A 25,516-nucleotide genomic window follows, 5' to 3' on the forward strand; every position below is an offset into this window, starting at 1 on the left:
GCAGCGCGGCCTGGGGCGTCCGAGGCGTGAGACCAGCGGTTCACCACCGGGTCGTCGATTGCGACGACGGCGGGTCTGCGGGCCGCTGAGGAGCCCTCGTGACCGGCGTTCGACGCTGCCCGCGGGGCTCACCGCGGACCGGCTCTGACCTGCGGCGACATCACCTCCGCCACGCTTGCCCGCATCGTGCGGCCCGTCGCTCTGCCACTGCGCTTCCTGCCGATTTCACCCATGGGGAGAACTCCCCATCGCAGCCCGCCGTTCGGCCCTCCAAGGTCGCCCCATCACGGCGATCACGAGGGAGCGGACAACCATGGACGGCTACACCGTCAGAACCGAGACACTCAGCGCAGCAGCTGACACCTGGGACGAGCAGGCCCAGGTCACGTCGAGTGCCAGCAGCCTGGTCACCAGCGCCACCACGGGGGGATTCCGTCCCGACGCGCTCGCCTCGGTAGAGATCTTCGTCCGGACGTGGAGCGACGTCCTTCAGACCATGTCTCGCTCTGCGCAATCCGTGAGCTCCGGCCTGTCCGAGTCAGCGGCGGCGTACGCCGGAACCGACGAGGGCGTCGTCGAGTGGCTGGGGTCGTACGCGTGAGCTCGCTCTCGGACGTTCGCATCCCGCCCGAACCACCGGCACTGCCCGAGCTCGAGGGCACCCCGGGTGACGTCAACACCTTCTCGACCGAGATGGGCAGCGCTGCGGGCAAGATCGAGTCGTTCGCCTCCTTCGCCTGGGGCTCGACGCTTCTCGACGGGTGGGAGGGCGGTGCGGCGGCGGCCTACGGGAACGTCGTCAGCCTGGCCGCGAACGACGCCGGTCCTGCCGGTGCAGCGCTGCAGGCCGCCAGGGCCGCGGCCGCCACCTACAGCGATGCACTCACGGACCTCGAGACACGCCTGGCCGACCTCGCCGAGGACCGCTCGACGTACGCGTCCAACCGCGCGGAGCTCCAGGAGGCGAAGGCGTCAACCGCCTCCGACGACATCGTCACGATCAAACGCCTCGTGGATCGGGCCCAGGAGCTCAGTGACCAGCACGACGCGCTCGTGCTGTCGTTCACGACCTGGACGACCGATGCCGAGACCGCCGACAGCACTCTCGGCGACGCGCTGTTCGCGGTGAACGGCGTCGGGGCGGTCAACTCCACGATCGCTGGTGGGGTCAAAGCATCCACCGGTTTCCCGGGTGCGAACGCGAGCCCGGCGGCGAACGCCGCCTGGTGGGACAGCCTCACACCTGCCGAGAAGGACGCGATGAGCGAGATCCATCCCGATCTGATCGGAAACCTGGACGGCCTGCCCGCCGCTGTGCGTGACGACGCGAACCGCTTCGCTCTGGAGAAGGACATCACCTGGTACCAGGAGCTCGAGCGCCAGGACGAGCTCACGCCCGACCAGCGACGTGCGTACGAGATCGCCCTCGCCGTTCGGGACGCGCTCGACGGCGACAGACAGGTGGATCCGATCACTGGCGAGCAGATTCCCTCGTTGCTCGTCGTCTACAAGCCGGAGGCACACGGTGGAGACGGCGGCGTTGCCATCAGTCTCGGCAACCCCGACGACGTCGACTACCTCGCCATCTCCGTTCCCGGGGTCGAGAACGAGGCCGGCGGCGTCCAGGGTGGGGTCGACAACGCCTACAACCTTCTCCACTCCTCACGCACCTCCGGGACGACGGGGTCGGTCGGCGTCATGTTCTGGCTCGACTACAACTCGCCGAGCGTCGGCATCCTCGACCCGGACTTCGCGTTCGGGACGGGGAGCGGCGATGCCGCTGCCGCCGGCGCCGAGTCGCTCGTCCGCCTCGTCGACGGGATCCGCGAGCAGAACCAGGGCCATCAACCCCTCATCACCGCTGTCGGTCACAGCTACGGCTCGGTGGTGACGTCCCAGGCCGGAGCGATGGGTCTTGCGGTGGACCAGCACGTGCTGATCGGAAGTCCCGGACCGGGCAACGGGAACGGCATCGACCACGCCTCGGACCTCGGAGTATCGGCGGAGAACGTCTACGTCGGAACGTCGAGCTACGACGAGATCGCCGACATCAGCGACGGACGGGACCGGCACGGCGTCGACGTCACGACCGAGGACTTCGGGGCCCAGCGATTCTCCGCCGAGTCGGAGCAACGAGGGACGCGAGACGACGTGATCCCGGTCCTGAATGCCTCGACCGACGACCACAACCGGTACTTCGAGACGACCTACAACGACTCCGAGGACCCCACGGCGGGCGCCACCTACTCCGAGTCGGTTCACGCGATGGGTCAGATCGTGACGGGGCAGGGTTCTGACCCGGGCGTTGCCGACGCCGCCTACGAGGACCCCGGCCGGCGTGGGGGTGGGCGCGTTCCTGCACCCGGAAGCCCTCGTCACGACCCCGAGCGCAGCCACGATCCCGATCCCGTCGTCTGGCCACCTCGCGACTGACCCGACCCGATGGGGAGTTCTCCCCATCGACCGATCGAGGCGGAGTTCATAGGTTCGAGTCATGTCGATCACCGCGATGCAGATGCCCCTGGCCCAGCCCGTTGCCGGCCGTCCTGTGCTGCGGATGCTTCCCGAGCTCCGCGACGAGCAGGCCGACGTCGTCGTCCCCGGTCGGCGCCCCCTCAACCTCGACGAGGTGCGAGCCGAGGCCGACCTCGTCGCACGACGCGCCTGCCGCACCGTCGGCGTGCGCGGCACGTGGGGGACGAGCCGGTGGCGCGCCACCGAGGACCCCGAGACGGTCGTCTCCACGTTCCAGATCCGGGTCGCGGGCAAGGCGCCGTGCGCCGACGTCGCGCAGAGCATCGCCGGTCGCCTCGCGACGAACGGCTGGACCTCCCGAGTCAAGGCCATGACGCCGATCGTCCGGATCGACGCCGAGCGCGACGGCTTCCGCCTCCGTCTCGTCGCGACGGGTGGCACCGTCACGGTTCGCGTGACGGGACGTCCGATCACCGTCGGCGAGAAGCTCGCTCAGCGGGTGCTCGACGGGGTCTTCGAGGAGGACTGAGACCTCCCCGGCGGAGGGGGTTCCGCCGGGGACACCACGACGGGCGCGGACCTTGAGGTCCGCGCCCGTCGTCGTCTCCCGGACGTCCCGGAACGACCCGGGACGACGCCGTGCGCTCAGCTGCGGGAGCCACCCTCCGGGGCGACCAGCTGTCGACTGCGACGCGGCCCGACGGCGACGTCGGCGCCCCTGAGCGTCAGCAGCGCACGCCCCTCGTGGATCACGGCCCGCAGGGCGTGCCCGGCGTCCCCGGCGTCGAGACACGGCACCGGCGACCGGGACGTGAACCGCACCCGCCATCCGAGCGTGCTGAGCTGGCGAGCCACCTCCTCCGCCGTGAGCTCGACGGGCGCGTGCGTGGCCGCCACCGCGGCGACCGTCCCGGGGTGCGCGCCCGCGATCCAGCGCACCTCGATCCGTGACTCGGTGTCGAGCACCGCACAGACGTCGATCAGCCGCGCTCCGACCTCGTCGCGGGTCTGGGCCAGGGTGTGCTCGGCCTCGACCGGGTCGATCGGGCCACCTGCCCGCCGGCCGGGGCCGGGGTCCTCGGCCGGACGCGTGGGCGTGAGCGGGAACGGCGTGACCGCCGCCTCGTGCTCGGGGACGTGAGCGCGCGACAGATCGCGGGGAAGGGCGTGACTCATGGTTGCGACGCTAGGGACGGAGCGCGCCGATCGACCATGGGGAGAACTCCCCATGGTCGGCTGCGCGGTCGGCGGTCACGGTCGGAGGATGTCGTCCGGGTCCATCACCACGTCGTCGAACTTCTCGGGGTCGCGGTCGAACTCCGGATCCTGCGGCCCCTGGAACATCGGGTCGTAGGTGTGCTCGGCACGGGACACGTCGTCGTCGTTGCCGGCGACGATGTTGCCGATGTTGTGCAGCGACTCGCTCCCGTCCTGGAAGTAGCGCGAGTGGTCGTCGAGGCTGGTGCCGTCGAAGTTGTCCAACGCCGTGCCGTCCGTGTTGATCTCCTCGGCCCGGTCGACGGACTCCGCCCGGAACCGGTTCGCGCCGAAGTCGTCCTCGGCGACGTCGTTGCCCAGACCCTTGTCCCAGACCCCGAGCCCGATGGCCCCGTTGTCGGCGAGCCTCGCGACGGGGTCGCGACTGGCGTTCCCGGCCCACACCTCGGCGCCGCCGAGCTCGTCGGCGTTCTCCACGCCCCGGCCAGCGCCCGGACTCCCCACGAGCACGATGTCGTCGGCGTTCAGCCCCGAGCCCGTGGCGCTGTTGGCGACCGTGGTGGACCCGTAGGAGTGCCCGATGACGGTGACGTGCGGGGCGGGGACCTCGTCCGTCGGCGGACGCACGGCGCGAAGACCGTCGACGTAGTCGGCCAGCCGTTCGCCGCCGTCCCGCGCGAGGTCCTCGTTCGTCACGCTGAGATCGAACTCCGGGGTGTCGTAGCCGATCCAGGCGATCGCCGCGGTGGTGGAGCTCGGGTCCGAGACGCGCGCCGAGGAGTAGACGGCGGCGGCATCGTTGGCGATGCTGCCGGCGTCCTCCCCCGTGACGGTCGTGCCGGGGACCACGGTGGCGATGTTGTCCGCCGTGTCGGGATCGCCGTAGGCGATGGCGATCGCGCCCTCGCCGTCGAACGCGTCGGGGTCGTACAGGTGGAGCAGCGGGACGACCTCCTCCCGGGTGACGGGATCGCCCACCTCGTTGCCCAGCGCCTCCTTCGCGGCTCTCGCGTTCGCGAGCTGACGCTCCTGCTCCGGCGTGAGGATCCCCGCCTGCTCCCGACGTTCGAGCACATCGAGGTCGCGCTCCAGGAGCGACCTGTTGGCCTGGTCGCGAGCAGCCGCCGGCACGCCGTCGGCACCACCGACGAGCTCGGGGTAGGCGACGGTGACGGCGTAGCGCTGCTCCTCGGTGAGGCCGCGCCACCATTCGGCGACCTCCTCGGGGCTCGCGCCGGTCCCGGGTGCCCCCGGAAGCTCGATCGCGGCGTCCGCAGGGTCGACGGCCCCCGGGTTGAGCCGCTCGAACGTCGCGAGATCCGCGTTCTGGTTGAGCGCCGTCGCCATCGTCTCCTCGTTGGCGTCACGGTCCCTGACGAGGGCCTCCTGGAGGGAGACGAGATTCTCCCGCGACGTCGCGAGGTCGGAGGCTGCCTCCCGCAGCGGCACGAGCTCCTCCTCGGTGGTCGCTGCAGCCACCTCCTGGATGAGCCACGCCCGTCCGGACCCGAACCGCTGGGCGACCTCGATCACCGTCTCCCGCTCCAGCAGCAACCGTGTGAGCTCGGTGGAGTAGGCGTCGGCCGCCCGTGCGAGGTTCCGCAGGCCGAGCGAGACGCTCTGGGCGTTCGCCCCGGCTGCTGACACGTAGTGGCCGTACGCGCGTGAGGCGTCCCCGGTCCAGCCGTCGAGCGTCGAGCGCGACTGGGCGACGCTGTCGAGGTCGTCCGCTGCCGTGGCGACCCGCAGGAGCGTGTCCGCGAAGGTGTCGACGTCACCCGGCTCCCCCGTGACCTCCGGCGTCGTGGGCGCAGGCTCGGGGATCGTGACGCTCACAGCGCCTCCCTCAGCCACGACTCGAAGGCCTCGCGCGACGCGTCGTCGGTGAGCACGTAGCCCCGGGCGGCGTGCCCGAGGTTCACCGCGATGTCCTCGACGACGGCGGTGCCCTCGCTCAGCGTGCCGCGCCACGACGCGACGACGGTGGCCACCTGGCCCGCCAGGTCACCGCCGAAACCGCCGGTCGGGACGCTGCCGAGCTCCGAGGTCGCGTCCTGCAGCACGACGCGCTCGTCCTCCCAGAGCTGACGAGCGGCGCCGAGCACCTCCGTGTCGACCTCGAGCTCAGCCACGACGCACCCCCACGGGGTTGACGAGGTCGGCGCGACGGCGAGCCCCGACCTCGAGGCTCGCGCCCTCCAGGGTCAGCAGCGCTCCGCCGTCGTGCACGACCACGTGCAGATCGCCGTCCTCCCGTCGCGCGTCCACCACGGCTGCGGGAGTCCGACGCGTGACGGACGCCTGCCAGCCCTGCTCGGTCAGCGTCCTGGTCACCGCGTCCACGTCGAGGTCCGCGCCGGTCACCGTGCAGGAGGCCTCCGCGCGGACCGAACCCCGAGGGCGACCTGAGCGCCAGCGCTCCTGGACGCTCCCGACGATGCCGAGCGAGTGGCGCACCTCGGAGAGCAGCTCGGCGGCATGGGCGAGGGCGTGCTCGAGATCGACCTCGGTCGCGCCGTCCCCGTCGCGGGCACGCCCCGTCGCGGTCGGACCCGCGGCCGGGCGCGTCGCGGGGAGGAGCACCAGGCGCACGTCGGGGTGCCGCTCGCGGAACCGCGCGTACATCGGGTCGAGAGGAACGGTTTGGCTCATGGCCCGACGCTACGGACGAGGAACGGGGTCGACCATGGGGAGAACTCCCCATGGTCGACCCCGCTCCGACTCCCCGTCCGCTAGCGGACGACCGCCTCCCGCTCGGCTCGAGCCGTGTTCTCGCGGTCGCTGCGTGTCGCCCGCAGCCGCGACGCGAGCACCGCGCCACCCGCGATCAGCGCGGCCGCCAGCGCGATCCCGATCCGCAGGGCGTGGTTGGGCTCCGCCGTCGCGCTCATCACCACGATGGCGGGGGCGATGAGCACCGCGACCAGGTTCATCACCTTGATGAGCGGGTTGATCGCCGGACCGGCGGTGTCCTTGAAGGGGTCGCCGACCGTGTCCCCGATGACGGCTGCGGCGTGCTCGGGCGAGCCCTTCCCGCCGTGCGCGCCGTCCTCGATGATCTTCTTCGCGTTGTCCCAGGCACCGCCCGAGTTGGCCAGGAAGACCGCCATGAGGACGCCGGAGCCGATCGCCCCGGCGAGGAACCCTGCCAGCGGCCCGACCCCGAGGCCGAAGCCGACGGCGATCGGGGCGAACGCGGCCAGCAGGCCCGGCGTCGCGAGCTCGCGCAGGGAGTCGCGCGTGCAGATGTCGACGACCTTGCCGTACTCGGGCCGCTGCTCGCCCGTCATGATGCCGGGCATCTCGCGGAACTGCCGGCGCACCTCGAGCACGATGGCGCCGGCGGCGCGCGTGACGGCGTCGACCGCCAGGCCCGAGAAGAGGAAGACCGTCGCGGCCCCCAGGATCACGCCGACCAGGGTGATCGGCGAGATGATCGAGTAGGTCATCATCGCGGCCACCAGACCGTCGGACGCGGCGGCGACGTCGGAGCCCAGGCTCGCGAGCGAGCTGCTGACCGCGTCGGCGTAGGAGCCGAACAACGCGGTGGCGGCCAGCACCGCCGTCGCGATCGCGATGCCCTTGGTGATGGCCTTGGTGGTGTTCCCGACCGCGTCGAGGTCGGTGAGGATGGCGGCGCCCCGCTCGCTCACCTCGCCCGACATCTCGGCGATCCCCTGGGCGTTGTCGCTCACGGGGCCGAACGTGTCCATCGCGACGATCACGCCGACCGTGGTCAGCAGGCCGCAGCCGGCGACGGCGATGAGGAAGAGCGACAGCCAGATCGAGCCGCCCGCGAGGAGGAAGACGCCGCAGATCGCGGCGGCGATGACGCCTGCCGTGTAGACGGCCGACTCGAAGCCGACGCCGATGCCCGACAGGACGACGGTCGCGGCCCCCGTGCGGGTGGTGGCGGCGACGTGCAGGGTGGGCCTCGTCGTCGTGCCCGTGTAGTACCCGGTGATCGCGAGGATCACGCCCGCGAGCACGACACCGATGGCGACGGCGGCCGCGACGATCACCCGCGGGTCGCCGGTGACCTCGCCGATGTCCGCGGTGCCCTGCAGCTGCGCGAAGTCGCCCGGCAGGTAGACGAACGCGGCGATCGCGGCGAGCACGACCCCCGCCACCGCGGAGAGCGCGAAGCCGCGGTAGATGGCCCGCAGTCCGTTCTCGCCCCGCCGGATCCGCGTGAGGAAGACGCCGATGACGGCGACGATCGCACCGATCGCCGTCACGATCAGCGGGAAGACGAGGCCCTGCTCGCCCATCGCGGCACGACCGAGGATCAGCGCCGCCACGAGCGTGACGGCGTAGGACTCGAAGAGGTCGGCCGCCATGCCGGCGCAGTCGCCGACGTTGTCGCCCACGTTGTCGGCGATCGTGGCGGCGTTGCGCGGGTCGTCCTCGGGGATGCCCTGCTCGACCTTGCCGACGAGGTCGGCCCCGACGTCGGCCGCCTTGGTGAAGATGCCGCCACCGACGCGCATGAACATCGCCAGCAGCGCGGCTCCGAAGGCGAAGCCCTCCAGCACGGAGGGCGCGTCGATGCCGAAGATCAGCACCACGCCACTCGCCCCGAGGAGGCCGAGACCCACGACGCTCATCCCGACGGCGCCGCCCGTGCGGAAGGCGATGCGGGCGCCGAACTCCTGCCCGTCGGGCTGGTCGGCCGCCGCGGCGACGCGGAGGTTGGCCCGGGTCGCCAGCCACATGCCGAGGTACCCGATGGCCGCCGAGAACGCCGCCCCCAGGAGGAAGGCGACGGACCGGCCGACGCGGACCCCGCCATCGCCGGGCAGCAGAAAGAGCAGCGCGAACACGATCGCGGCGAACAGGGCGAGGGTGCGGAACTGGCGCCTGAGGTAGGCGCTCGCACCCTCCTGGATGGCTTGGGCGATCTCGCCCATCCTCGGCGAACCCTCCGGCGCCGCCAGCACCTGACCGCGGAGGAACGCGGCGACGGCGAGGGAGGCGAGGGCGAGCACGGCGATGACGGCGACGATCACGAGACTGGAGGTCTCGAGCTGCGGCATGTGTCCTCCTTGACACCACGGCCAGGGGCCGACGGAATGCTGCTCGCGGGCGTCGTCGCCCGCGTCCGAACGAGCATAGTCAGAGGCCTTCCGCGTCGCCCTTCCGGACTTGTCGTGAGGTTGCGCAAGGCAAATGCTTGCAATCGGGCGGAAGGTGCGTTGCCATAGAGGTACCCGCGACCAGCGGGGGACGTAGTCAGGACGGGGTAGGAGATGGTGACCGCCCGAACGCGCAGGCGAACCGTCTCCCTGATCGCCGCCGGTGTGATCGTTCTCGCGGGCTGCACGTCCCAGCAGGACCTGCCGCCCGAGCCGCCGGCCGCCGAGCCCGGCTACCCCCGGTACACGCCCCCAGCGACCGACGACGGTGCCGATGGCGGGACCACCGCGCCGCCGGCCACCAGCACTCCCGACGACGGCGAGCCGAGCGTGGGGGGCGAGCCGACGCTGGCCCCCGTCCCGAGCCCGAGCGACACCCCGAGCCCGACGCCGAACCCGTCCCCGACCCCCACGGCGACCCCGGACCCCACGCCCTCCCCGACGGCCGCGCCGAGCACACCGGCGCCGACCGCGCCGTCGCCCTCGGCCCCGTCACCGACGTCACCTCCCGTCTCGAGCTCACCGCCGCCCTCGACGCCGCCGACCACGTCACCGCCGACGACCCCGCCCGCCACCCCCGTCACGCTCGCCACGACGACCTGGCAGCCGCGCTGCGGCGGTCCTCTCGCCGCGCCGGCCGCACCGAACAGCCTCACGCTGGCGGCAAGCATCCCGTCGGTGGCCAGCGGCGTTTTCCTCCAGACCGAGGGCGTGCTGTCCAGCTCCTACGACGTCGGCACGGTCGCCGAGCGCTTCGTCGCCAGCGTGACCGTCGCGCGCGACGGCGTCGTCGTGTCCACCTGGGCCGAGGGCCAGGAATCCGGTCCGCCGATCTCGGTCGCCGCCGGAGGCACGCTCGTGGTGCCCGTCTCGCACGACCTGGTCGAGTCGTGCGCCGCTCCTGTCGCGACCCTCGGACCCGAGACGACACCGACCGACGCCCGACCGGGAGACGCCGCCGCGAGCGCCGGTACGGGTGCGCTCCCCCCAGGCGAGTACACCGCCGTCATCGGCGTGCACGTCCTCCGCGGGACGTCGCAGGCGTCGTCGGTCGTCGCGACGAGCGACGTGCTGCCGTTCACGATCACCGAGTGACACCCGGTGCGGCCTCCGCACCGCCGCTCGCGAACGTGACCCGATCGTGACCCTCGGATCGTTTCCGGCACCCAACGAACACAGCTCCACGGACGTTCTTCAGATGAGCACCGTCCACCGGACCGGCGCCGCGACCGACCGGTCAGGGCCGCACCGCTCGAGGAACGAGGAGAAGCGATGACGACGACGCCCGCCGGACACACCGGGCAGGGACTCCGACGCACGGCCCTGGCCGCGCTGGCTGTCGGTGCCCTCACGCTCACGGCGTGCGGTCCGGCGGGTTCAGGCGTGGGCGAGGGTTCGAGCCCGGCGGTCACGCCCTCGGGGTCGACGTCGCCCAGCACTCCCGCGACCACGCCGACCTCCGAGCCGACCGAGCCGGCGACCGGATCCGCGAGCCCGACGCCCGCGTCTCCCCCGGCCCCTGTCGGCTCCGAGATCGCCTACCCCGTGTGCGGGGAGTCCTTCGACCTGCCGACCCGACCCCCGCAGCTCCGCCTCGACCTCGTGGACGAGATCGTCGAGCACGGCGACGACGGCGGGGGCGAGCTCCCGGGTCAGCTGTCGGCGACGGTGTCGCTCGCCAACGACGGCGACTCCCCCGTCGCCGGCCTGGTCGACTTCGACGTGTTCCTGGTCGTGGTCGACGGCGACGGTCGCGTCGTCTCCTCCGCCGCCCACCCCTTCAGCCCGGGCCCGGAGTCCTCCCACCACCTCGCCGTCGGGCCGGGTCTGTCCGTCGAGCGCACGGCCTCGGGTCTCACCGGGACGCACTGCACCGACGAGACCTACGAGGGCGTGGTTCGACTCGACCCGGGCAGCTACGAGGCCTTCGCCCTGATGAACGTCTACCAGGATGGTGCCGTGGAGCAGCAGGCGCAGGGCGGACCCTGGCCGCTCGAGGTCACCGCCGAGGCGCCCCCCGCCCGCGACTGGTCGACGTGGGAGGAGCCGCCGCCCCTCGACGGCGCCGTGCCTCTGGGCAGCGGGTGCGGCGTGGCGCTGGACGGGCAGCCATCGACCGGCCTCGCCCTGGAGGCCGGCCCGATCCGCACGCCGCGCGCCGTCGACGACTCGATCGACGAGCTCGCGCTCACCCTCACGTCCGAGCCCGCGCTGACCGGGGCGAACGTGCTCCCGACGGTGCTGCTGTCGAGGGACGGTGTGCTCGTCACCCACGTGCCGGCGACCGACAACACGTCCGTCGTGACGATGTCGGCCGGGTCCACGCTGGGGCTGACGAGCTGGACGTCCCTGCTCGACTGCGAGTCCCAGCCGGTCCCGCCGGGGACGTACACGGCCCACCCGGTTCTCGTCGGGCTGGGCGGCGACGGATTCACGATCGTCGCCCGCGCTGCCGACCAGCAGATCGTCGTCCGGTAGCACCCCCGACATCGAGACCAGGAGGAATCGCAGGTGAACGGGTGGGACGAGGCGGTCGAGGCCGTCGCGCGGACGCGGGGTGACCGCCTCCTGAGGACGGCGTACCTGCTGTGCGGTGATGTCGACGGAGCGAAGGACCTGGTGCAGGACGCGCTGATCAGGACGATGGGGAGCAGCCGGCGGCGCCGCGGTGCCGGGTCGGCAGCCCCGTCCCTGCCCGAGGCGGAGGCGTACGTGCGGCGGGCTATCACGTCGCAGTTCCTCGACGACCGGCGCTCGGCCACGCGCTGGCGCAGCGTCGAGCACCTCGTCGTCCAGCCGGAGTCCGACGGCGCCGGCGAGGCCCGCCGCACCGACACCCGGCTCGACGTCGTCGCGGCCCTCGCGTCGCTGCCGCCCCGGCCGCGGACCTGCCTGGTCCTGCGGTTCTACGCCGATCTGACGGTTCCCCAGATCGCGGCCGAGCTCGAGCTGGCCGAGGGGTCGGTCAAGCGCTACCTGCACGACGGCGTGACGGCGCTCGGCGCCCGTCTCGCCCCTGTCACGTCCGAGGAGGCCTGAGATGTCACTGTCCGACGACGACCTGCGGCGTCTGCTGCACGAGGCGGCCGACGCCGCCCCGGTCGACGGCGCCGCGCTCCAGGCCGACCTCGCGCTCGAGGTCGCCCGCGCCCGGCGCACCCGCACCACGCGCAACGCCGTGACCGGTACCGCCGGGGTCCTGGTGCTCGGGGCGATCGGGTGGGGCGCGGCCGCGCAGCCGTGGAATCCCGCCCCCGAGCCCGACCCGACGCCGACAGCGTCGGTGACCCCGTCCGAGTCACCCACCGAGGCACCGACCCCCACCCCGACACCGACACCGACGGCGACACCGACCGAGACGGTCCCGCCCGAGCCCCCGGCGCCGTCGGGCTCCGACATCGCCGTGCCGGTCTGCGGCGAGGTGTTCGCGCTGCCCGAGCGCGTCCCGCAGCTGTCGTTCACGCTCGAGGGCGACCTGCGCGAGGGAGCAGGACGCGGCGAGGGAGCCGTCGGTTCGCTGACGGCCCCGATGAGGCTGACGAACCACGGCGACACCGAGGCCGTCGGCTACCTCGACTACCAGGCGTTCCTCGTCCTGGTCGACACCGACGGGCGGGTGGTGCTGACCGCGGCGAACCCCGAGTTCGCGACCGCGGAGTCCGGGGTGCAGCTGCAGCTGCTGCCCGACGACGGCGTCGCCATGGAGGGGTTGGCCCAGGGCTTCGAGGCCTGCCCGGGAGCGGCCCCCGAACCCGGGCGGCTCGTCGGTCCCGGCGACTACCAGGTGTACGCGCTCCGGAACGTGTGGAGCGAGGGCGCCGTCGTGCAGCAGGCGCAGGGCGGGCCCTGGCCGCTGACCGTGGCGGAGGCGGCTCCCGAGCCCGTGGAGCCGATGGCGACGCCGGCCGAGGTCCCGACAGGCGCCGACCCGATGCCGGCGTGCGGAGAGCCGTTCTCGCCGTCGGCGGCGACCGGGCTCGATCTCACGGCCGGGTCGATCCGCACGCCGCGGGCGAGCTCGGACTCGATCAACGAGCTGGACCTGACCCTGACGACGTCGGTCCCCCTGGTCGGTTCGGGAGCGACGTGGCAGGCCGTCGTCCTCACGCGGGACGGGATCCGGGTGACGGCGGATCAGGGCACCGACGCCGGCGTCTTCCTGTACATGTCGGCCGGCACGAGCACGGAGCTGTCGGCCTGGGCGAACCTGCTCGGCTGCGACTACGAGCCGCTCCCGCCGGGCACGTACGTCGCGCACCCGGTCCTGATGTACCTGGGCGGCGAGATCCGGGAGGACGGGACCTTCCCGAGCTGGGTCGTCGCGAACGCCCCGGGGCAGACGATCGTCATCCGGTAGAGCGCGACGTGAGGCCGGCGGGGGTCGACGGGACGTCGACCCCCGCCGTCGTCACATCCGCTCGGGGGCGCGGATCCCGAGGAGGCCGAGGCCGTGGTCGAGCACCGACAGCGTGGCCGCGGTGAGGGTGAGGCGCGAGCGGCGGGTCGGCTCGTCGACCGCCGTCAGCACGGGGCACGCGTCGTAGAAGCTGGTGAAGGCCTGCGCCAGCTCGAAGAGGTAGGCGGCGAGGCGGTGCGGTGCCTGCTGGTCGCCGACCTCGGCGACCGTCGCGCCGTAGCGCAGCAGCGCGAGGCCGAGCACGCGCTCGGTGGGCTCGGTGAGCACGACGGCGTCGCTCGCCTTCGCGGGGTCCAGCTCGGCCTTGCGGAAGATCGAGCGGATGCGCGCCGTCGCGTACTGCAGGTACGGCCCGGTGTTGCCCGTGAGGGCGAGCATCCGGTCGAAGTCGAAGACGTAGTCGGTGTCGTGCGCGACCGAGAGGTCGGCGTACTTCACGGCTCCGACGCCGACCTGCGACGCGATCGTCGCGCGCTCGTCGGCGGACAGGTCGGCGCGGGAGGCCTCCACGACGCTGCCTGCCTTCTCCACCGCCTCGTCGATCAGCCAGGCGAGGCGGAGCGGGGCGCCCGAGCGCGTGCGCAGGATCTTGCCGTCGTCGCCGAGCACCGAGCCGATCTGGACGTGGATCGGGTCGGCCTCGACGCCGTCGGGACGGGTGAGCCAGCCGGCGGCCTTCGCCGTCGCGAAGATCATCCGGAAGTGCAGGTTCTGGGAGGCTCCGACGACGTAGAGGATCTGGTCGGCGCCGAGGTCCTGCACGCGGTACCGGATCGCCGCGAGGTCGGTGGTGGCGTAGCCGAACCCGCCGTCGGACTTGCGGATGATCAGCGGGAGCGGCTTCTCGTCGCGACCGGTGAAGCCCTCGGGGAAGACGCAGAGGGCGCCGTCGGACTCGACCGCCAGTCCCTGCGCGATCAGGTCGTCGCAGACCTGCTGGAGCATCGGGTCGTAGAAGCTCTCGCCGGCGAGATCGGCGTCGGTGAGCGTGACGTCCAGCCCCGAGTAGATCCGGTGGAAGTACTCCTTCGAGTGGTCGATCATCCCGCGCCAGATCTCGAGCGACTCGGGATCCTTCGCCTGGAGCTTCACGACGCGGTCACGGGCACGGGTGGCCCACGCCCCGCCGTCGGCGTCGCTGTCGAACTTGGCCCGGGCCGCCTGGTAGTAGGCGTTCGGGTCGGTGGCCAGCAGGTCGGCCTCGGCCGAGTCGGGTCCGACCTCGAGGAAGTGCTCGATGAGCATCCCGAACGGCGTGCCCCAGTCGCCGATGTGGTTCTGCCGGACCACGTGGTGGCCGAGCGCCTCGAGCGTGCGGGCCAGGGAGTCGCCGACGATCGTGGTGCGCAGGTGGCCGACGTGCATCTCCTTGGCCACGTTCGGCGCGGAGTAGTCGATCGGGATGGTCCGCGCGGGCTGGGTCGGGACTCCGAGGCGGTCGTCGCCGACGAGCGTCGCGAGCTGGCCGGAGATCCACTCGGGGCTGACGGTGATGTTGAGGAAGCCGGGACCGGAGACCTCGACCGTGCCGACGTCGGACAGGTCGAGGTTCGCCAGGATCGCGGTGGCCACCTCGCGCGGGTTCTTCCCGACCTTCTTCGCGAGCGCCAGCGCGGCGTTGGCCTGCGTGTCGGCGAACTGGGAGGGGCGGAGGACGGGGTCGACGCCGGACAGGCCGAAGGCGGCCTCGATCGCAGCGGAGACGCGGTCACCCAGGACGGAGGCGGCATCGAGCATGCCCCCAAACCTACCGCCGCGGGGCCGGGGTCGGCGTGCGACCTGGGACGATGGGGGACGTGCCCGACCTCCCGCTCCCCTTCCCCGCCCACGGCGGTGCGGGCCGGGTCGACGGGGACGGCAGCGACCCGGGCGCTCCGCAGGCGGACGTCCTGGAGATCCTGCTCGCGGGCGGCGAGCGCGCCGAACAGCTGCGGCACGTGCGCGAGATCCCCGGCCGTTCCGGGATCCGCGCGGACTGGCCCACCTGGGTCGACCCACGCCTGGTCGCGGCCTACCGCGGCAGCGGCGTCGAGGCGCCGTGGCGGCACCAGGTGGAGACGGCCGAAGCGGTCCACGCCGGGCGTCACACCGTCATCGCGACGTCGACGGGCTCGGGAAAATCGCTCGCCGTCTGGCTGCCCACGCTGTCCGGCATCCTGACGAGCCCCGCGCCGACCGGGAGCGTCGCCTCGTTGCGTCGCCGACCGACCGCGCTCTACCTCTCCCCCACCAAGGCGCTGGCGGCGGACCAGCTCGCCTCGTTGGAGCGGCTGCTCGACGCCGGCGACCTCTCCTCGCAGGTCCGGGTCGCCTCCTGCGACGGCGACACGTCCTTCGACGAGCGCGGCTGGGTCCGCGCGCACGCCGACGTGGTGCTGACCAATCCCGACTTCCTCCACTTCTCCCTGCTCCCGGGCCACGAGCGGTGGACCCGCCTGCTGCGCGGACTCACCCACGTGATCGTCGACGAGTGCCACGCGTACCGCGGCGTGTTCGGCGCCCACGTCTCGCTCGTGTTGCGACGGCTGCTGCGCCTCGCCCGTTTCTACGGCGCCGACCCGATCGTGGTCGCCGCCTCGGCGACCACGGGCGAGCCGGCGGACACCCTCGTCCGCCTCACCGGGGTCGACCCCGACCGCGTCCACGCCACGACCCGGGACACCGCGCCGCAGGGGCGACGACGCATCGTCTTCTGGGAGCCGGCGGCGCTGCGGTCGGCCGGGTGGGAGGACTGGGGCGACGAGGGCTGGGGCGAGGGGGCCACGCTCAGCGGGGCCCCGGAGGTGCCCCGGCGAAGCGCGCTCACGGAGTCGGCCGAGCTCCTGCGCGACCTCGTCCGTGCCCGACGGCGGACGCTCGCCTTCGTGCGCTCGCGCGCCGGCTCCGAGGTGGTCGCCGCCACGGCCGCCGAGGCGATGGGCGAGGACGCCTACGAGGGCGACCCGGTCGAGGTGCTGCGCCGGGGCGGGCGAGTCGCCGTCGCGGCGTACCGGGGCGGGTACCTGCCCGAGGAGCGTCGGACGCTCGAGGACGCCCTGCGCACCGGTCGCCTCACCGCGCTCGCCACGACGAACGCGCTCGAGCTCGGCGTCGACATCTCCGGCCTCGACGCGGTGCTGATGACCGGCTGGCCGGGCACCCGGGTCTCGTTCTGGCAGCAGGCCGGGCGGGCGGGCCGTGCCGGGGCCGACGGCGTCGCCGTCCTCGTCGCGAGCGCCAACCCGCTGGACACCTACCTGGTCAACCACCCCTCCTCGGTGCTGGACGAGGCGATCGAGGTCACGACGTTCGACCCGACCAACCCGTACGTGCTCGCTCCGCACCTGTGCGCCGCGGCGGCCGAGGTGCCGCTGACGCAGGACGACCTGGCCGTGTTCGGCCTGGCCACGACCGACCTGCTGGACGAGCTCGTGCGCCGCGGCCTGCTGCGACGTCGTCCGACCGGCTGGTTCTGGAACCAGGCCCGGCGCGAGGTCCCGTCGCAGCTGACCGACCTTCGCGGGTCCGGTGTCGCCGGGGTGGCGGTGGTCGACGGCGTGACCGGCGCGATGCTCGGGACGGTCGACGGTGGCCGGGCCGACTCGACCGTCCACCCGGGCGCCGTCTACGTGCACCAGGGCCGGACCTTCGTGGTCGAGCAGCTCGAGGACGACGTCGCACTCGTGCTCCCGGGCGACGTCGCGCACCGGACGATGGCCACGGCCGCCCACCACGCGTCGTTCGTGGACGTGCTCGAGGAGATGAGCTGGGGACCGGTGACGTGGCGCTACGGCCACGTCGAGGTGACCAGCCAGGTGCAGGGCTACGACGTGCGGGTGCCGCCGTCGATGGAGGTCGTCGCCCGGCACGAGCTCGACCTCCCCGTCCGCGTGCTGCCGACCACCGGGGTCTGGTGGACGCTCGGGACCGACACCCTGCTGGCCGAGACCGGGATCGCTCCGGGCGACGTGCCCGGGGCGCTGCACGCCGCCGAACACGCCGCGATCGGGGTGCTCCCGCTGCTGGCCACGTGCGACCGGTGGGACATCGGCGGCCTCTCGACGGCGCTGCATCCCGAGACCGGCGCGCCCACCGTGCTCGTCCACGACGGGCACCCGGGCGGCGCCGGTTTCGCCCAGCGCGGCTTCCGCGCCGCACGCCGATGGATCGAGGCGACCTACGAGGCAGTCGCGTCCTGCGGCTGCCGCCACGGCTGCCCGCGCTGCGTCTACTCGCCCAAGTGCGGCAACGGGAACTCCCCGCTCGACAAGGGGGGCGCCCTGGCCGTCCTGGACTACCTGCGCTCGCTCGCGCCCTGACGCGGCCGGATCCGGGGTGCCCGGCGGTGCCGGACCCGCCCTCGCCCGGGCGACCGCGTCACCCACCGGGGTCGTCACGTTCGCCACGACCGTGACGTCCGCGCCCTCGACGATGCACGAGGCCAGCTCGGCACCGACCAGGGCGACGGCCTCGGCCGCCACCCCGCACGGGTCCCCGCCACCCGGTCGGGCGAGCGCGGTGGCCCCGCCCACGGCCCCCAGGTCGGCCGCCGCCTGGGCCGTGGCGCGGGCGTGCTGCACTCCCCCGAGCATCGCCAGCAGGACGACCAGCGCCACTCCCGCTCCGACCACGCCGAGCACGGCCGCCGTCGACGAGCCTCGTTCGCGATCCGGCCGATAGGCCACCCGCGCCTCGCTCACGTCCCCGGCTCCCGCCGCGCCGATGCCTGCCCGCTCACCGTCACGGTGCCCCCGATCGCCGAACCGCCCAGCCGCACGTCGCGCGTGACCGTCACGTGGACCCACTCCCCGTCCTCGGTGACCGCGATGCGCGCCCCCTCCCCGGCGACCCGCGTCGCATCGGCCCTGACCTCCCCGGCGCTCAGCCCGAGCGAGGCCGAGCGTGCACCGACGCGCGCGGCGTCGGCGCAGGCGAGCGCCGCCGTGCCGGCCGACGCCGCCAGCAGCAGGACGAGCAGCACGACCACGATCGCGGGGAGCACGACGGCGAGCTCCGCCGTCGCGCTCCCCCGCTCCCGTCCCCGGTCGAGCTCCGGGGCACGACCGCGACGCTCCCGAGCCGCTCCGGAACGACCGGCGTCGGCCGCTGCCGGATCGACGGGACGGAGCCCCACGGTCGCTCCACTCATCGCGACAGCGCCTCGCGGATGATGCCCAGGAGCATCCCGCGCACCTCGTCGCTGCGCATGATCACGAGCAGCAGCCCGGCGAAGGCCACCGCCGCCAGCGTCGCGATGGCGTACTCCGCCGTCGCCATGCCGGCCTCCGGACGCGCCGTGGCGACCGCCCACCGGGCCGCGATCGCCCGACCCCACTCGTCCCACCTGTCACGGAGGCGTCGCCTGACCCCGGCGAGCACCTCCCTGGTCCGGGCTCCCGCCCGACGAACCGATGCCTGCATCGCCCCACTCCCGTCCCGGCGTCCACCGCCGACCGTCGTGCCGGGCCGACCCTCGACCCACCACCACGGTCGCGACGTCACGAGGCCGCCACCAGCCCCTCCGGACGATCCGTGCGCCGGACCCTCGCCCGGTGCGGCTGGGGACAGTTGGCGGACCGGTCGCGTGTCGGGGAGGTGGTGGTGGGCCCAGGGGTGGAGGGGGCGCTCAGGGGGTGACCGGGTGCGGGGGACGCGCAGACCCGATCGTCTAGACGTCGGCGTCCCAGGGTGTGCCGTAGCCCGGCATGGTCCAGAGCTGGCGCGGGTGCTCGACGGCGTCGGAGACCGGCCAGAAGCGCAGGCGCCACTCGTCTCCGGGCTCGGTCGATCCAGGCCACCCGTAGTTCACGAAGCCTCGCCCGCTGATCTCGACCCAGTACCTCCCCGCCTCCATCGCGACCGAGGTGCTCTCCAGCGTGGGGCTCTCGAGCCAGACCGCTCCTGAGCCGTCGACCTCCACGGCCTCGACGGAGACCTGCTCCCAGGCGTCGACGTCGCTCGGCGGCGGGCTCGACCATCGCTCGACCGCCACGGTCATCGCGAAGTTGTTCTGGTGCGGGCTGAGAACCAGCACCTGCGAGCCGTCACCGGCCGACGGCGGGGCGACCTCGGCCTGATCGAGGAGCGCGAGGGAGTCGGCGCCCATGGCGCCGCCGTTGATGACGAACTGCCCGTAGTCCATCGCCATCACCACGGTGGACGTCGTCAGCAACCCCGACCCGCTCGTGGGAGACGGGATCGCCTCCCCCTCGGCCGTCAGCCCGGGGGCGCTGGGCGTCGTCACCTCCGGCGCCTGCGGACCGGTGGGCGGGGCCGGCTCCGCGGCGCACGCTCCCAGGCCCGCCAGGCCCGGGATCAGGATGGCGAGTCGCACGAGGGGGTGCCTGCTTCTTGCCGCCGTCATGGCACCAGGCTTCACGACCGTGGCGGATCCCGCCATCGCGACGACAGCTGTCAGCTCCCTGTGCCCCGGGTTGCACCTCCCGCAACGTCATGTGGTCGGGTGGTCCACGTCCCGCTCCACCGAGGAAGGTCCACCCGTGCACTCGTCCTTCATCCCGCCGCGTCAGGTCCAGATCGGTGACGCGGCAACGTTCGTCGGCACCACGCCACGGGCCATCCGTCACTACCACGAGATCGGACTGCTGCCCGAGCCCGAGCGGGGCAGCGACGACCGTCGGCGCTACCGCTACGACGACATGATCCAGCTGCTGTGGATCCGGAAGATGGCCGATGCCGGGGTCGCCCTGGACGACATCCGTGAGGCCCTCGCCCATCCGGCCGCCGCCGGCTCCTCCCGCGAGGACGCCGACGACGTCCTCGAGCGCCTCGAGACCACCCTCCTCGCCCGCGAGGCGGCGCTGCAGCGGCAGCGGACCGCCGTCCAGCGCATGCGGCGTCGAGGAAGCCGGCTGGGCCTGCTCTCCGACGTCGTCGCCGGCCGCCTGGAGAACCTGCCCGCCGGTGCCCTGCGGCAGTCGGACCTCGACAACCTCCTGGTGACCGAGCGGATCCTCGGCCCGCTCGTGGCAGCCCTCCAGACGACTCGCATCATCGCTCTGGCCGCCTCCCCGGCGCTGCAGGAGGAGTCCGACCGCGTCGACGCAGCCGAGGAGTCGCTCGACGACACGGTCGCCGTGGACGACCCCCGGGTCGCGCTGGTGGCCGCCGAACGGTGTGCCTTCGAGCAGACCCTGAACGCTGCGATCGAGGCGTCCGGACTGGCGCAGGAGGAGGACGCGCTCCTCGACTCCTGGGACGCGCTGCACCCCGCCGACGGCGCCGCGGCCGACCAGGACCCGAGCGAGGGTCGACGCTCCCTGAGCGCTCTGGAGGCCATCGGACTGATGCCCTACGACCTCTCTCCGGCTCGGTTGCGCAGCATGGAGCTGGCCGAGGAGCTCGCCGTGCAGGGACTTCCCGCATCGTGACCGAGGGCCGGCGGACGCCGCCGGCCCTCACCGCCCCCACCCCAGGAGGTCGCCACCGGTCGCGACCATGACGGGGACCAGTCCCATCAGCACGAACGCCGGCAGCAGACAGAGCCCCAGCGGCAGCACCAGTCGCACCCCGAGCCGCTCGGCCTCCTCCCGTGCCCGGGCCGCCCGCGAGGCTCGTAGCGCCCCGGCGGTCGCAGCGAGCGTTGGCCCCGGCGCGACGCCGTCGCTCCAGGCGAGGCGAAGCGCCTCCAGGACCGGTTCCCAGGTCGTCGGCGCCCGCTCGAACGCCTCCTCCCAGCCCGCACCGAACCGCAGCATCCGAGCCCCGACCTCGACCTCCCGACCGGGCTCCCCGCCGACGGCCTGCCCGAGGTGCTCCAGTGCCGCCGGGACCGACGCCCCCGCGCGCAGGACGGCGGCCACGAGGTCGCATGCGACGGCGGGATCGAGCTCCACCCCGGGAACGACGGCGACCTGTGCCGTCCGCAGGCGACCGCGACCTCGCCCGAGCGTGAGCCACGTCGCGACGGCGAGCGCGAGACCGGCGACGATCACGGGTCCCACCTGCTCCCGGTCCGCTCCGCGCCTCGGACCAGCTGTCGGATCCACCACCGCCCGAGGCCGAGGAACCCCGCGCCCACCACCAGCGAGATCGCGGCGGGCCCTCCGTGCAGCACCGTGCCGAGCGGGTCGGCACCCATCCCGGTACCGACGAGGACGCTCGCCACCGGCAGCCAGACGAGCAGCCGGGCCGTCGTCGCGGGACCGGCCAGGGCCCGACGTCGCTCGGCGTCCGCGGCCTCGACCTCCGTCACCCCGAGCGCGCACTCGTCGAGGATCTCGGCCAGCGGCGTCCCGCAGCGCACGGCGAGGCGGCAGGCGACGACGACCGCATCGGCGGCCGCCGACTCCCCCACCTGCGCCAGCAGCGGCGCCGGCACGCCGTCCGCGTCGACGTCGGCGCCGTCGACGGCCGACCTGCCGAGGGCTCCCTGCCAGGCCTCGACGACACCGGCGCCGGACCGCAGCCGGCTCGCGACCTGGGTGCACAGGACCCCCAGGGGCGGGATCCCGCGCCCCTGACGCGACGCCCGAACGAACCACCGGCGGCCGGGTCGGCCCCCCGGGTTGACGCGATCCACAGCCCGAGCCTCGGTCGCGCGCCCGAAGACCGCTCGGAGCCGACCGCCACTCCCGACCAGCCCGCCGCCGACAAGCGCCACCGCCAGTCCGAGCGCCAGACCCGCCAGCACCGCCTCGCCCACCCCGTTCACCCCCGCCCCAGCTCGAGGCGGCGGGCGAGGGCCTCCCACGCCGGGCCCGGCTCGAGGTCACCGACGCCGTCGACCACCCGGCGCTGCATCGCCAGCGCCGCCGTCAGCACACCGCCCTCCCGCGCCAGCACGGCGATCTGGGTCACGACGCGCCGCCCCGGCAGCCTGACCACGTGGATCACGGCGTCGAACGCGCTCACCGCCTGCGCCGCCACGGTCTCCGCCCCGAGACCCGCGAGCGATCCGAGCGCGACGAGGCGAGCCGGCACGTCCGTCGCGGCGTTCGCGTGGACGGTCGCCATCCCGCCGTCGTGCCCCGTGTTGAGCGCCATGAGGACCTCCCGCACCTCGGCTCCACGACACTCTCCGAGCACGAGCCGGTCGGGGCGCATCCGCATCGCGGCCCTGACGAGCTGCGCGAGGTCGATCGCGCCCGCGCCCTGCACGTTCGCCGCGCGCGCCTGGAGGTGGACCACGTGCGGGTGGTTCGGTTGCAGCTCTCGAGTTTCCTCGATGCAGACCAGCCGCTCGCTCCCCGGCGCCTCCGCGAGCATCGCTGCGAGCAGGGTGGTCTTCCCGCTCCCGGTGCTGCCGCTGATCAGCACGTTCGCTCGCACGGCGACGAGCGCTCGCAGCACCTCCTCCCCGTGCGTCCCGATCCCGCCGCCCTCGCGCCAGTGCCGCAGCTGGAGCGCCAGCGGTCGGTGGCGTCGCAGCGACAGGCACGCGCCACCGGCCGCGACCGGCGCGAGCACCGCGTGCAGGCGGGTCCCGTCGGGCAGCCGCCCGTCGGCGATCGGGGCCGCGTCGTCGAGCCGCTGGCCCGCAGCCGCGGCCAGCCGCGCCGCCAGCGCCCGGACGTCGCCCAGGCCGTCGGACCCCACCAGTCGTACGGCCTCGAGCCCGCGCCCCCGGTCGATCCACACCTCCGTCGGGGAGTTGACCAGCACGTCCGTCACCTCGGGGTCCTCCCAGAGCCGGCGCAGGGCCGCGCTCGTGCCGGCGATGTCCGCGACCGCGTCCGCCACCTGCTCACGCGCCGATCTCACTCCCAGCACCGAGCCCACCCGGACCGCCGGCGCGGACGTTCCGGCGCTACCGCCACCCGCCGTCGCCGAGCCCCGCACCGCCGCGACGACAGCCCCGCGGTCCGGCACCCCGGCCTCGGCTGCGACTCTCCGGCGGATGTCGGCGAGCAGGCTCATGCGAGACCCACCTCCTCGGCCAGGTGCCGAACCGCGCGCACGAGCCCGGACCGGCGTCGCTCCCCCGGCCCGAGCCCGCGCGCGAGGTCCCCGCGCAGCCGTGGCGAGGACGGCAGCCTGCCGGCGAGCGGCAGTCCGCACCACTGCGCCAGCTCCTCGGCACCGGCGATCGCCACCCCCTGGTCGCGACGGACGGCGAGCACCGTCTCGACCCCCGACGAGCCGAGCCGGGCCAGCAGCGCGGCCAGCCCCGCCGCCGATCCGGCGTCGGTTCCGGAGACGACGACGAGGAGGTCGCAGCACCGGACCGTCCCCTCGTCCGCGGTCCGGGGCAGGTCGAGCACGACCCCCCGGCACGCACGCCGGACGGAGGCCAGCACCCCCGGGACCGACGAGCTCGCCGGGGTCCCGCGGGTGTCAGCCGCGAGCACGCTCACCCGCGCCCAGCGCGGCAGGTTCGCCACCAGGGTCGCGGCGGGAAAGGGCCCGGCGTCGGCCGTCAGGTCCGCCCACCGGGGCCGGGCTCGTCCTCGATCCCGAGCACGACGTCCAGGCCCCCACCGAGGTCGACGAGCCCCGCCGACCGTCCCGTGTCGACGGCGGACCTCGCCAGCAGCGCGGCCGTGACGCTCGCCCCGACCCCGCCGCGAGCGCCGACGACGCCGACGGTGCGACTCGCGCTCGACGCGGCGTGCACCGTGATGGCGTCGGCCAGCACCCCGGTGTCCCGCGGCAGCTGCAACACGCCGACCGCCGTCGGGGCGGGGTCGCCGTCGGGCGCCGAGACGGCGACGGCGATCGCCGTCGTCCCCCAGGTCGGCGACGCGGGTGCGGCGAGGGTGGCGTCGTCGAGGTGGGCGTGCGCGGGGACGGGCGGCGCGCCCGGCGGGCGAACCACGACGTCGCCCTCCAACCACTCCACGACGTCGCGCACCGCCGCGACGAGTCGCGGATCACCCGTGCGGAGGGCGACGACGAGCCGCCCGCCGCCGCCCGGCCCGCGGTCGACCGTGGTCGTGCCACGACGCGCTCCCGTCGTCGTCCTCCCCGTGCGACCGATCGCCATGGTCCACCTCCCGGCACGATCGTGGCCCGTTCGACGGCCGACCGGCGGGGGCTGTGGATGACGGCAGACCTCGTCATCGCGTCGACCGCCTGGGGACAGTTCGCGGGCGCAGTCGGCCGGGCCCGGCGCGTCGGGCACGCCCACCCCGATCGGCGCCGACGCCCGGCGCGGCATACTGGCCCGTGTCGTCGGCGAGAAGTGAGAGATCCACATGAGCACCAGCGAGCCCGTCCATCCCCCCTCCTCGCCACCGTCCACCTCCCCGGCGACCGGTGCGGGCGGCCCCGACTTCGGCGGCCCCGCCGCCCCCGTCCCGCCCCGCTCCCGCGGTCGCGCGCACCTCCTCGGCGCCGCGCTCGCCGTCCTGGGCTCGCTGATCGGTTTCGTCGTCCTCACCTACGCCGTCGGGCAGACGGGACCGGCCGAGCCGATCCGTCCCCTCGTGGTCCTCGCGGCCGTCCTCGCGGGCGGCGTCCTCGGTTCGGTCGCGACCTGGGGTGCCCGCAGCGCCGCCGCCCCCGCGATCGCCGGCGGCCTGTGGACCCTGCTCGGCGCGGCGGGGATGCTCCCGAGCCAGCCGCTGGACCCGCTGATCCGCGCCCTCCCCGACCTCGCGGACGGCGTCGGGACCGACGCGGTCGTCACCTACCTCCTCGCCTCGGGCGTCGTGCTGGCGATCGGCGTCACCTTCCTGGGACTGGCCACCGCCGTCTCGATCGCCCGCCGCCGCGGCCGTGCGTGGGAGCGGACCGAGCTGCGCCTCAGCGAGGGCGGCGCGGTCACGACCCCACCCCGGCCCCGCATCCTCAGCCACCTCGGCGCCATCGTCGCCTCGCTCGTGGGTGCGGTCGTCACGGTCGTCGCGCTCGACTCGTTCGTCACGGCCCGCCTCGCGCTGGCGCTCCCGCTCGACCACCGCGACGCCCTCGTGCCGCTCGCCCTCCTCGTCATCGCCGCGTTCGTCACCGCCGTCACGGGGGCGATGTCGAGCCTCGGCCCCGCGGTCGGCGGCATCGTCTGGCTGATCTCCGTCGTCACCGGTGTGCTCGACGGCGAGCTCGGTCTCGGCGCGGTGAGCGACGCCGTCGCCCCCGTCCTGACCGACCTGCTCGACCTCGCCGAGCCGGGCGCCGCCTTCGTGAACGCGGGAGCCGCGTGGAGCCTCGCGCTCGTGCTGGTCGGCGGCGCCGTCGGCTCCCACCACGCCCGCCGCGGCGGCCGCACCACCGAGCGCCAGGAGCAGCAGTTCATCCAGTCGCAGGACGAGGCCTGGTCCGACTCTCCCGGGTGAGCGGTGCACGGGGCGAACTCGGGCGGCGCGCGTCCCCCGAAAACGGCCCGGATCGG

At 73.9% G+C, this 25,516-nt stretch carries 25 protein-coding genes and 1 pseudogene; 10 read left to right on the plus strand and 16 right to left on the minus strand.

Going from position 1 to position 25,516, the window contains the following annotated elements; genetic code table 11:
* The first annotated feature begins 313 nt into the window (after nt 1-313).
* The 3 genes from C8046_RS08540 (at nt 314) to C8046_RS08550 (ending at nt 3,004) form a co-directional block, all read left to right on the plus strand.
* A complete protein-coding gene (locus C8046_RS08540; RefSeq protein ID WP_109229073.1) occupies nt 314-601 on the plus strand; it encodes a hypothetical protein in 288 nt (95 codons plus the stop codon).
* Nucleotides 598-2,433: an alpha/beta hydrolase gene (locus C8046_RS08545; protein ID WP_109229074.1), complete on the plus strand. Its 1,836-nt coding sequence runs from the start codon at nt 598-600 to the stop codon at nt 2,431-2,433. Before C8046_RS08540 ends, C8046_RS08545 begins: the two co-directional genes overlap by 4 nt.
* 61 nt (nt 2,434-2,494) lie before the next feature.
* Complete coding sequence (locus C8046_RS08550) at nt 2,495-3,004, plus strand: hypothetical protein (protein WP_109229075.1); 510 nt, start codon at nt 2,495-2,497, stop codon at nt 3,002-3,004.
* Between the two features lie 116 nt (nt 3,005-3,120).
* On the opposite strand, the gene C8046_RS08555 is transcribed toward C8046_RS08550, so the two are convergent.
* From C8046_RS08555 to C8046_RS18420, 6 genes are all read right to left on the minus strand, one after another.
* Nucleotides 3,121-3,651 (minus strand): hypothetical protein, encoded by a 531-nt coding sequence (locus tag C8046_RS08555; protein ID WP_109229076.1) that lies wholly within the window; start codon nt 3,649-3,651, stop codon nt 3,121-3,123.
* A gap of 75 nt (nt 3,652-3,726) precedes the next feature.
* A complete protein-coding gene (locus C8046_RS08560) occupies nt 3,727-5,529 on the minus strand; it encodes an alpha/beta hydrolase (protein WP_109229077.1) in 1,803 nt (600 codons plus the stop codon).
* Nucleotides 5,526-5,825: a hypothetical protein gene (locus C8046_RS08565; protein ID WP_109229078.1), complete on the minus strand. Its 300-nt coding sequence runs from the start codon at nt 5,823-5,825 to the stop codon at nt 5,526-5,528. Before C8046_RS08565 ends, C8046_RS08560 begins: the two co-directional genes overlap by 4 nt.
* On the minus strand, nt 5,818-6,345 hold the full coding sequence (locus C8046_RS08570) for a hypothetical protein (protein ID WP_146197108.1): 528 nt from the start codon (nt 6,343-6,345) through the stop codon (nt 5,818-5,820). The genes C8046_RS08565 and C8046_RS08570 overlap by 8 nt, the downstream gene beginning before the upstream one ends.
* Before the next feature lie 80 nt (nt 6,346-6,425).
* A complete protein-coding gene (locus C8046_RS08575) occupies nt 6,426-8,729 on the minus strand; it encodes a sodium-translocating pyrophosphatase (RefSeq protein ID WP_109229080.1) in 2,304 nt (767 codons plus the stop codon).
* A 332-nt stretch (nt 8,730-9,061) separates the two neighbouring features.
* Nucleotides 9,062-9,484 carry a hypothetical protein gene (locus tag C8046_RS18420; protein WP_158277172.1) on the minus strand — a complete coding sequence of 141 codons (423 nt, stop codon included), beginning with the start codon at nt 9,482-9,484 and terminating at the stop codon, nt 9,062-9,064.
* Nucleotides 9,485-9,506: 22 nt separating this feature from the next.
* On the opposite strand from C8046_RS18420, the gene C8046_RS08585 reads away from it, so the two are divergent.
* From C8046_RS08585 to C8046_RS18425, 4 genes are all read left to right on the plus strand, one after another.
* Nucleotides 9,507-9,923, plus strand: a complete 417-nt coding sequence (locus C8046_RS08585) for a hypothetical protein (protein WP_109229081.1) — start codon at nt 9,507-9,509, stop codon at nt 9,921-9,923.
* Between the two features lie 177 nt (nt 9,924-10,100).
* Entirely contained in the window at nt 10,101-11,306 is a 1,206-nt protein-coding gene (locus tag C8046_RS08590) for a hypothetical protein (protein WP_109229082.1), read from the plus strand.
* 33 nt (nt 11,307-11,339) lie between these two features.
* A complete protein-coding gene (locus C8046_RS08595) occupies nt 11,340-11,867 on the plus strand; it encodes a sigma-70 family RNA polymerase sigma factor (RefSeq protein ID WP_109229083.1) in 528 nt (175 codons plus the stop codon).
* 1 nt (nt 11,868) lies between these two features.
* The gene (locus tag C8046_RS18425; RefSeq protein ID WP_109229084.1) at nt 11,869-13,185 is read left to right on the plus strand and encodes a hypothetical protein; all 1,317 of its coding nucleotides are present in this window, start codon (nt 11,869-11,871) and stop codon (nt 13,183-13,185) included.
* Nucleotides 13,186-13,236: 51 nt separating this feature from the next.
* On the opposite strand, the gene argS is transcribed toward C8046_RS18425, so the two are convergent.
* Nucleotides 13,237-14,982, minus strand: coding sequence for an arginine--tRNA ligase (argS, locus tag C8046_RS08605; RefSeq protein WP_109229085.1), 1,746 nt, complete (start codon nt 14,980-14,982; stop codon nt 13,237-13,239).
* A gap of 59 nt (nt 14,983-15,041) precedes the next feature.
* Between argS and C8046_RS08610 the strand changes: the two genes are divergently transcribed.
* The gene (locus C8046_RS08610) at nt 15,042-17,543 is read left to right on the plus strand and encodes a DEAD/DEAH box helicase (protein WP_328587586.1); all 2,502 of its coding nucleotides are present in this window, start codon (nt 15,042-15,044) and stop codon (nt 17,541-17,543) included.
* A 90-nt stretch (nt 17,544-17,633) separates the two neighbouring features.
* Here C8046_RS08610 and C8046_RS19730 read toward each other — a convergent pair.
* The 4 genes and pseudogenes from C8046_RS19730 to C8046_RS08630 all read right to left on the minus strand — a co-directional run.
* Nucleotides 17,634-18,029, minus strand: a pseudogene (locus C8046_RS19730) (hypothetical protein); the annotation flags it as partial.
* Nucleotides 17,921-18,373 carry a TadE family type IV pilus minor pilin gene (locus tag C8046_RS08620; RefSeq protein ID WP_199224421.1) on the minus strand — a complete coding sequence of 151 codons (453 nt, stop codon included), beginning with the start codon at nt 18,371-18,373 and terminating at the stop codon, nt 17,921-17,923. The gene C8046_RS08620 and the pseudogene C8046_RS19730, both read right to left, overlap by 109 nt.
* Complete coding sequence (locus tag C8046_RS08625; RefSeq protein WP_109230841.1) at nt 18,370-18,645, minus strand: DUF4244 domain-containing protein; 276 nt, start codon at nt 18,643-18,645, stop codon at nt 18,370-18,372. The genes C8046_RS08620 and C8046_RS08625 overlap by 4 nt, the downstream gene beginning before the upstream one ends.
* Before the next feature lie 247 nt (nt 18,646-18,892).
* Complete coding sequence (locus tag C8046_RS08630) at nt 18,893-19,558, minus strand: hypothetical protein (protein WP_199224422.1); 666 nt, start codon at nt 19,556-19,558, stop codon at nt 18,893-18,895.
* A 166-nt stretch (nt 19,559-19,724) separates the two neighbouring features.
* On the opposite strand from C8046_RS08630, the gene C8046_RS08635 reads away from it, so the two are divergent.
* Nucleotides 19,725-20,615 (plus strand): MerR family transcriptional regulator, encoded by an 891-nt coding sequence (locus C8046_RS08635; protein WP_109229087.1) that lies wholly within the window; start codon nt 19,725-19,727, stop codon nt 20,613-20,615.
* A 27-nt stretch (nt 20,616-20,642) separates the two neighbouring features.
* On the opposite strand, the gene C8046_RS18430 is transcribed toward C8046_RS08635, so the two are convergent.
* From C8046_RS18430 to C8046_RS08655, 5 genes are all read right to left on the minus strand, one after another.
* Nucleotides 20,643-21,179: a type II secretion system F family protein gene (locus tag C8046_RS18430; RefSeq protein WP_158277173.1), complete on the minus strand. Its 537-nt coding sequence runs from the start codon at nt 21,177-21,179 to the stop codon at nt 20,643-20,645.
* A complete protein-coding gene (locus C8046_RS18435) occupies nt 21,176-21,766 on the minus strand; it encodes a type II secretion system F family protein (RefSeq protein WP_158277174.1) in 591 nt (196 codons plus the stop codon). The genes C8046_RS18430 and C8046_RS18435 overlap by 4 nt, the downstream gene beginning before the upstream one ends.
* A 128-nt stretch (nt 21,767-21,894) precedes the next feature.
* Nucleotides 21,895-23,103, minus strand: coding sequence for a TadA family conjugal transfer-associated ATPase (locus tag C8046_RS08645; protein WP_109229088.1), 1,209 nt, complete (start codon nt 23,101-23,103; stop codon nt 21,895-21,897).
* Nucleotides 23,100-23,567: a hypothetical protein gene (locus tag C8046_RS08650; protein ID WP_109229089.1), complete on the minus strand. Its 468-nt coding sequence runs from the start codon at nt 23,565-23,567 to the stop codon at nt 23,100-23,102. The genes C8046_RS08645 and C8046_RS08650 overlap by 4 nt, the downstream gene beginning before the upstream one ends.
* A gap of 35 nt (nt 23,568-23,602) precedes the next feature.
* Nucleotides 23,603-24,169, minus strand: a complete 567-nt coding sequence (locus C8046_RS08655) for a hypothetical protein (protein WP_109229090.1) — start codon at nt 24,167-24,169, stop codon at nt 23,603-23,605.
* Between the two features lie 211 nt (nt 24,170-24,380).
* On the opposite strand from C8046_RS08655, the gene C8046_RS08660 reads away from it, so the two are divergent.
* Nucleotides 24,381-25,460 (plus strand): hypothetical protein, encoded by a 1,080-nt coding sequence (locus C8046_RS08660; protein ID WP_109229091.1) that lies wholly within the window; start codon nt 24,381-24,383, stop codon nt 25,458-25,460.
* Nucleotides 25,461-25,516 lie beyond the last annotated feature (56 nt).

Origin of the sequence: Serinibacter arcticus, from assembly GCF_003121705.1 — a bacterium.
Classification (GTDB): domain Bacteria; phylum Actinomycetota; class Actinomycetes; order Actinomycetales; family Beutenbergiaceae; genus Litorihabitans.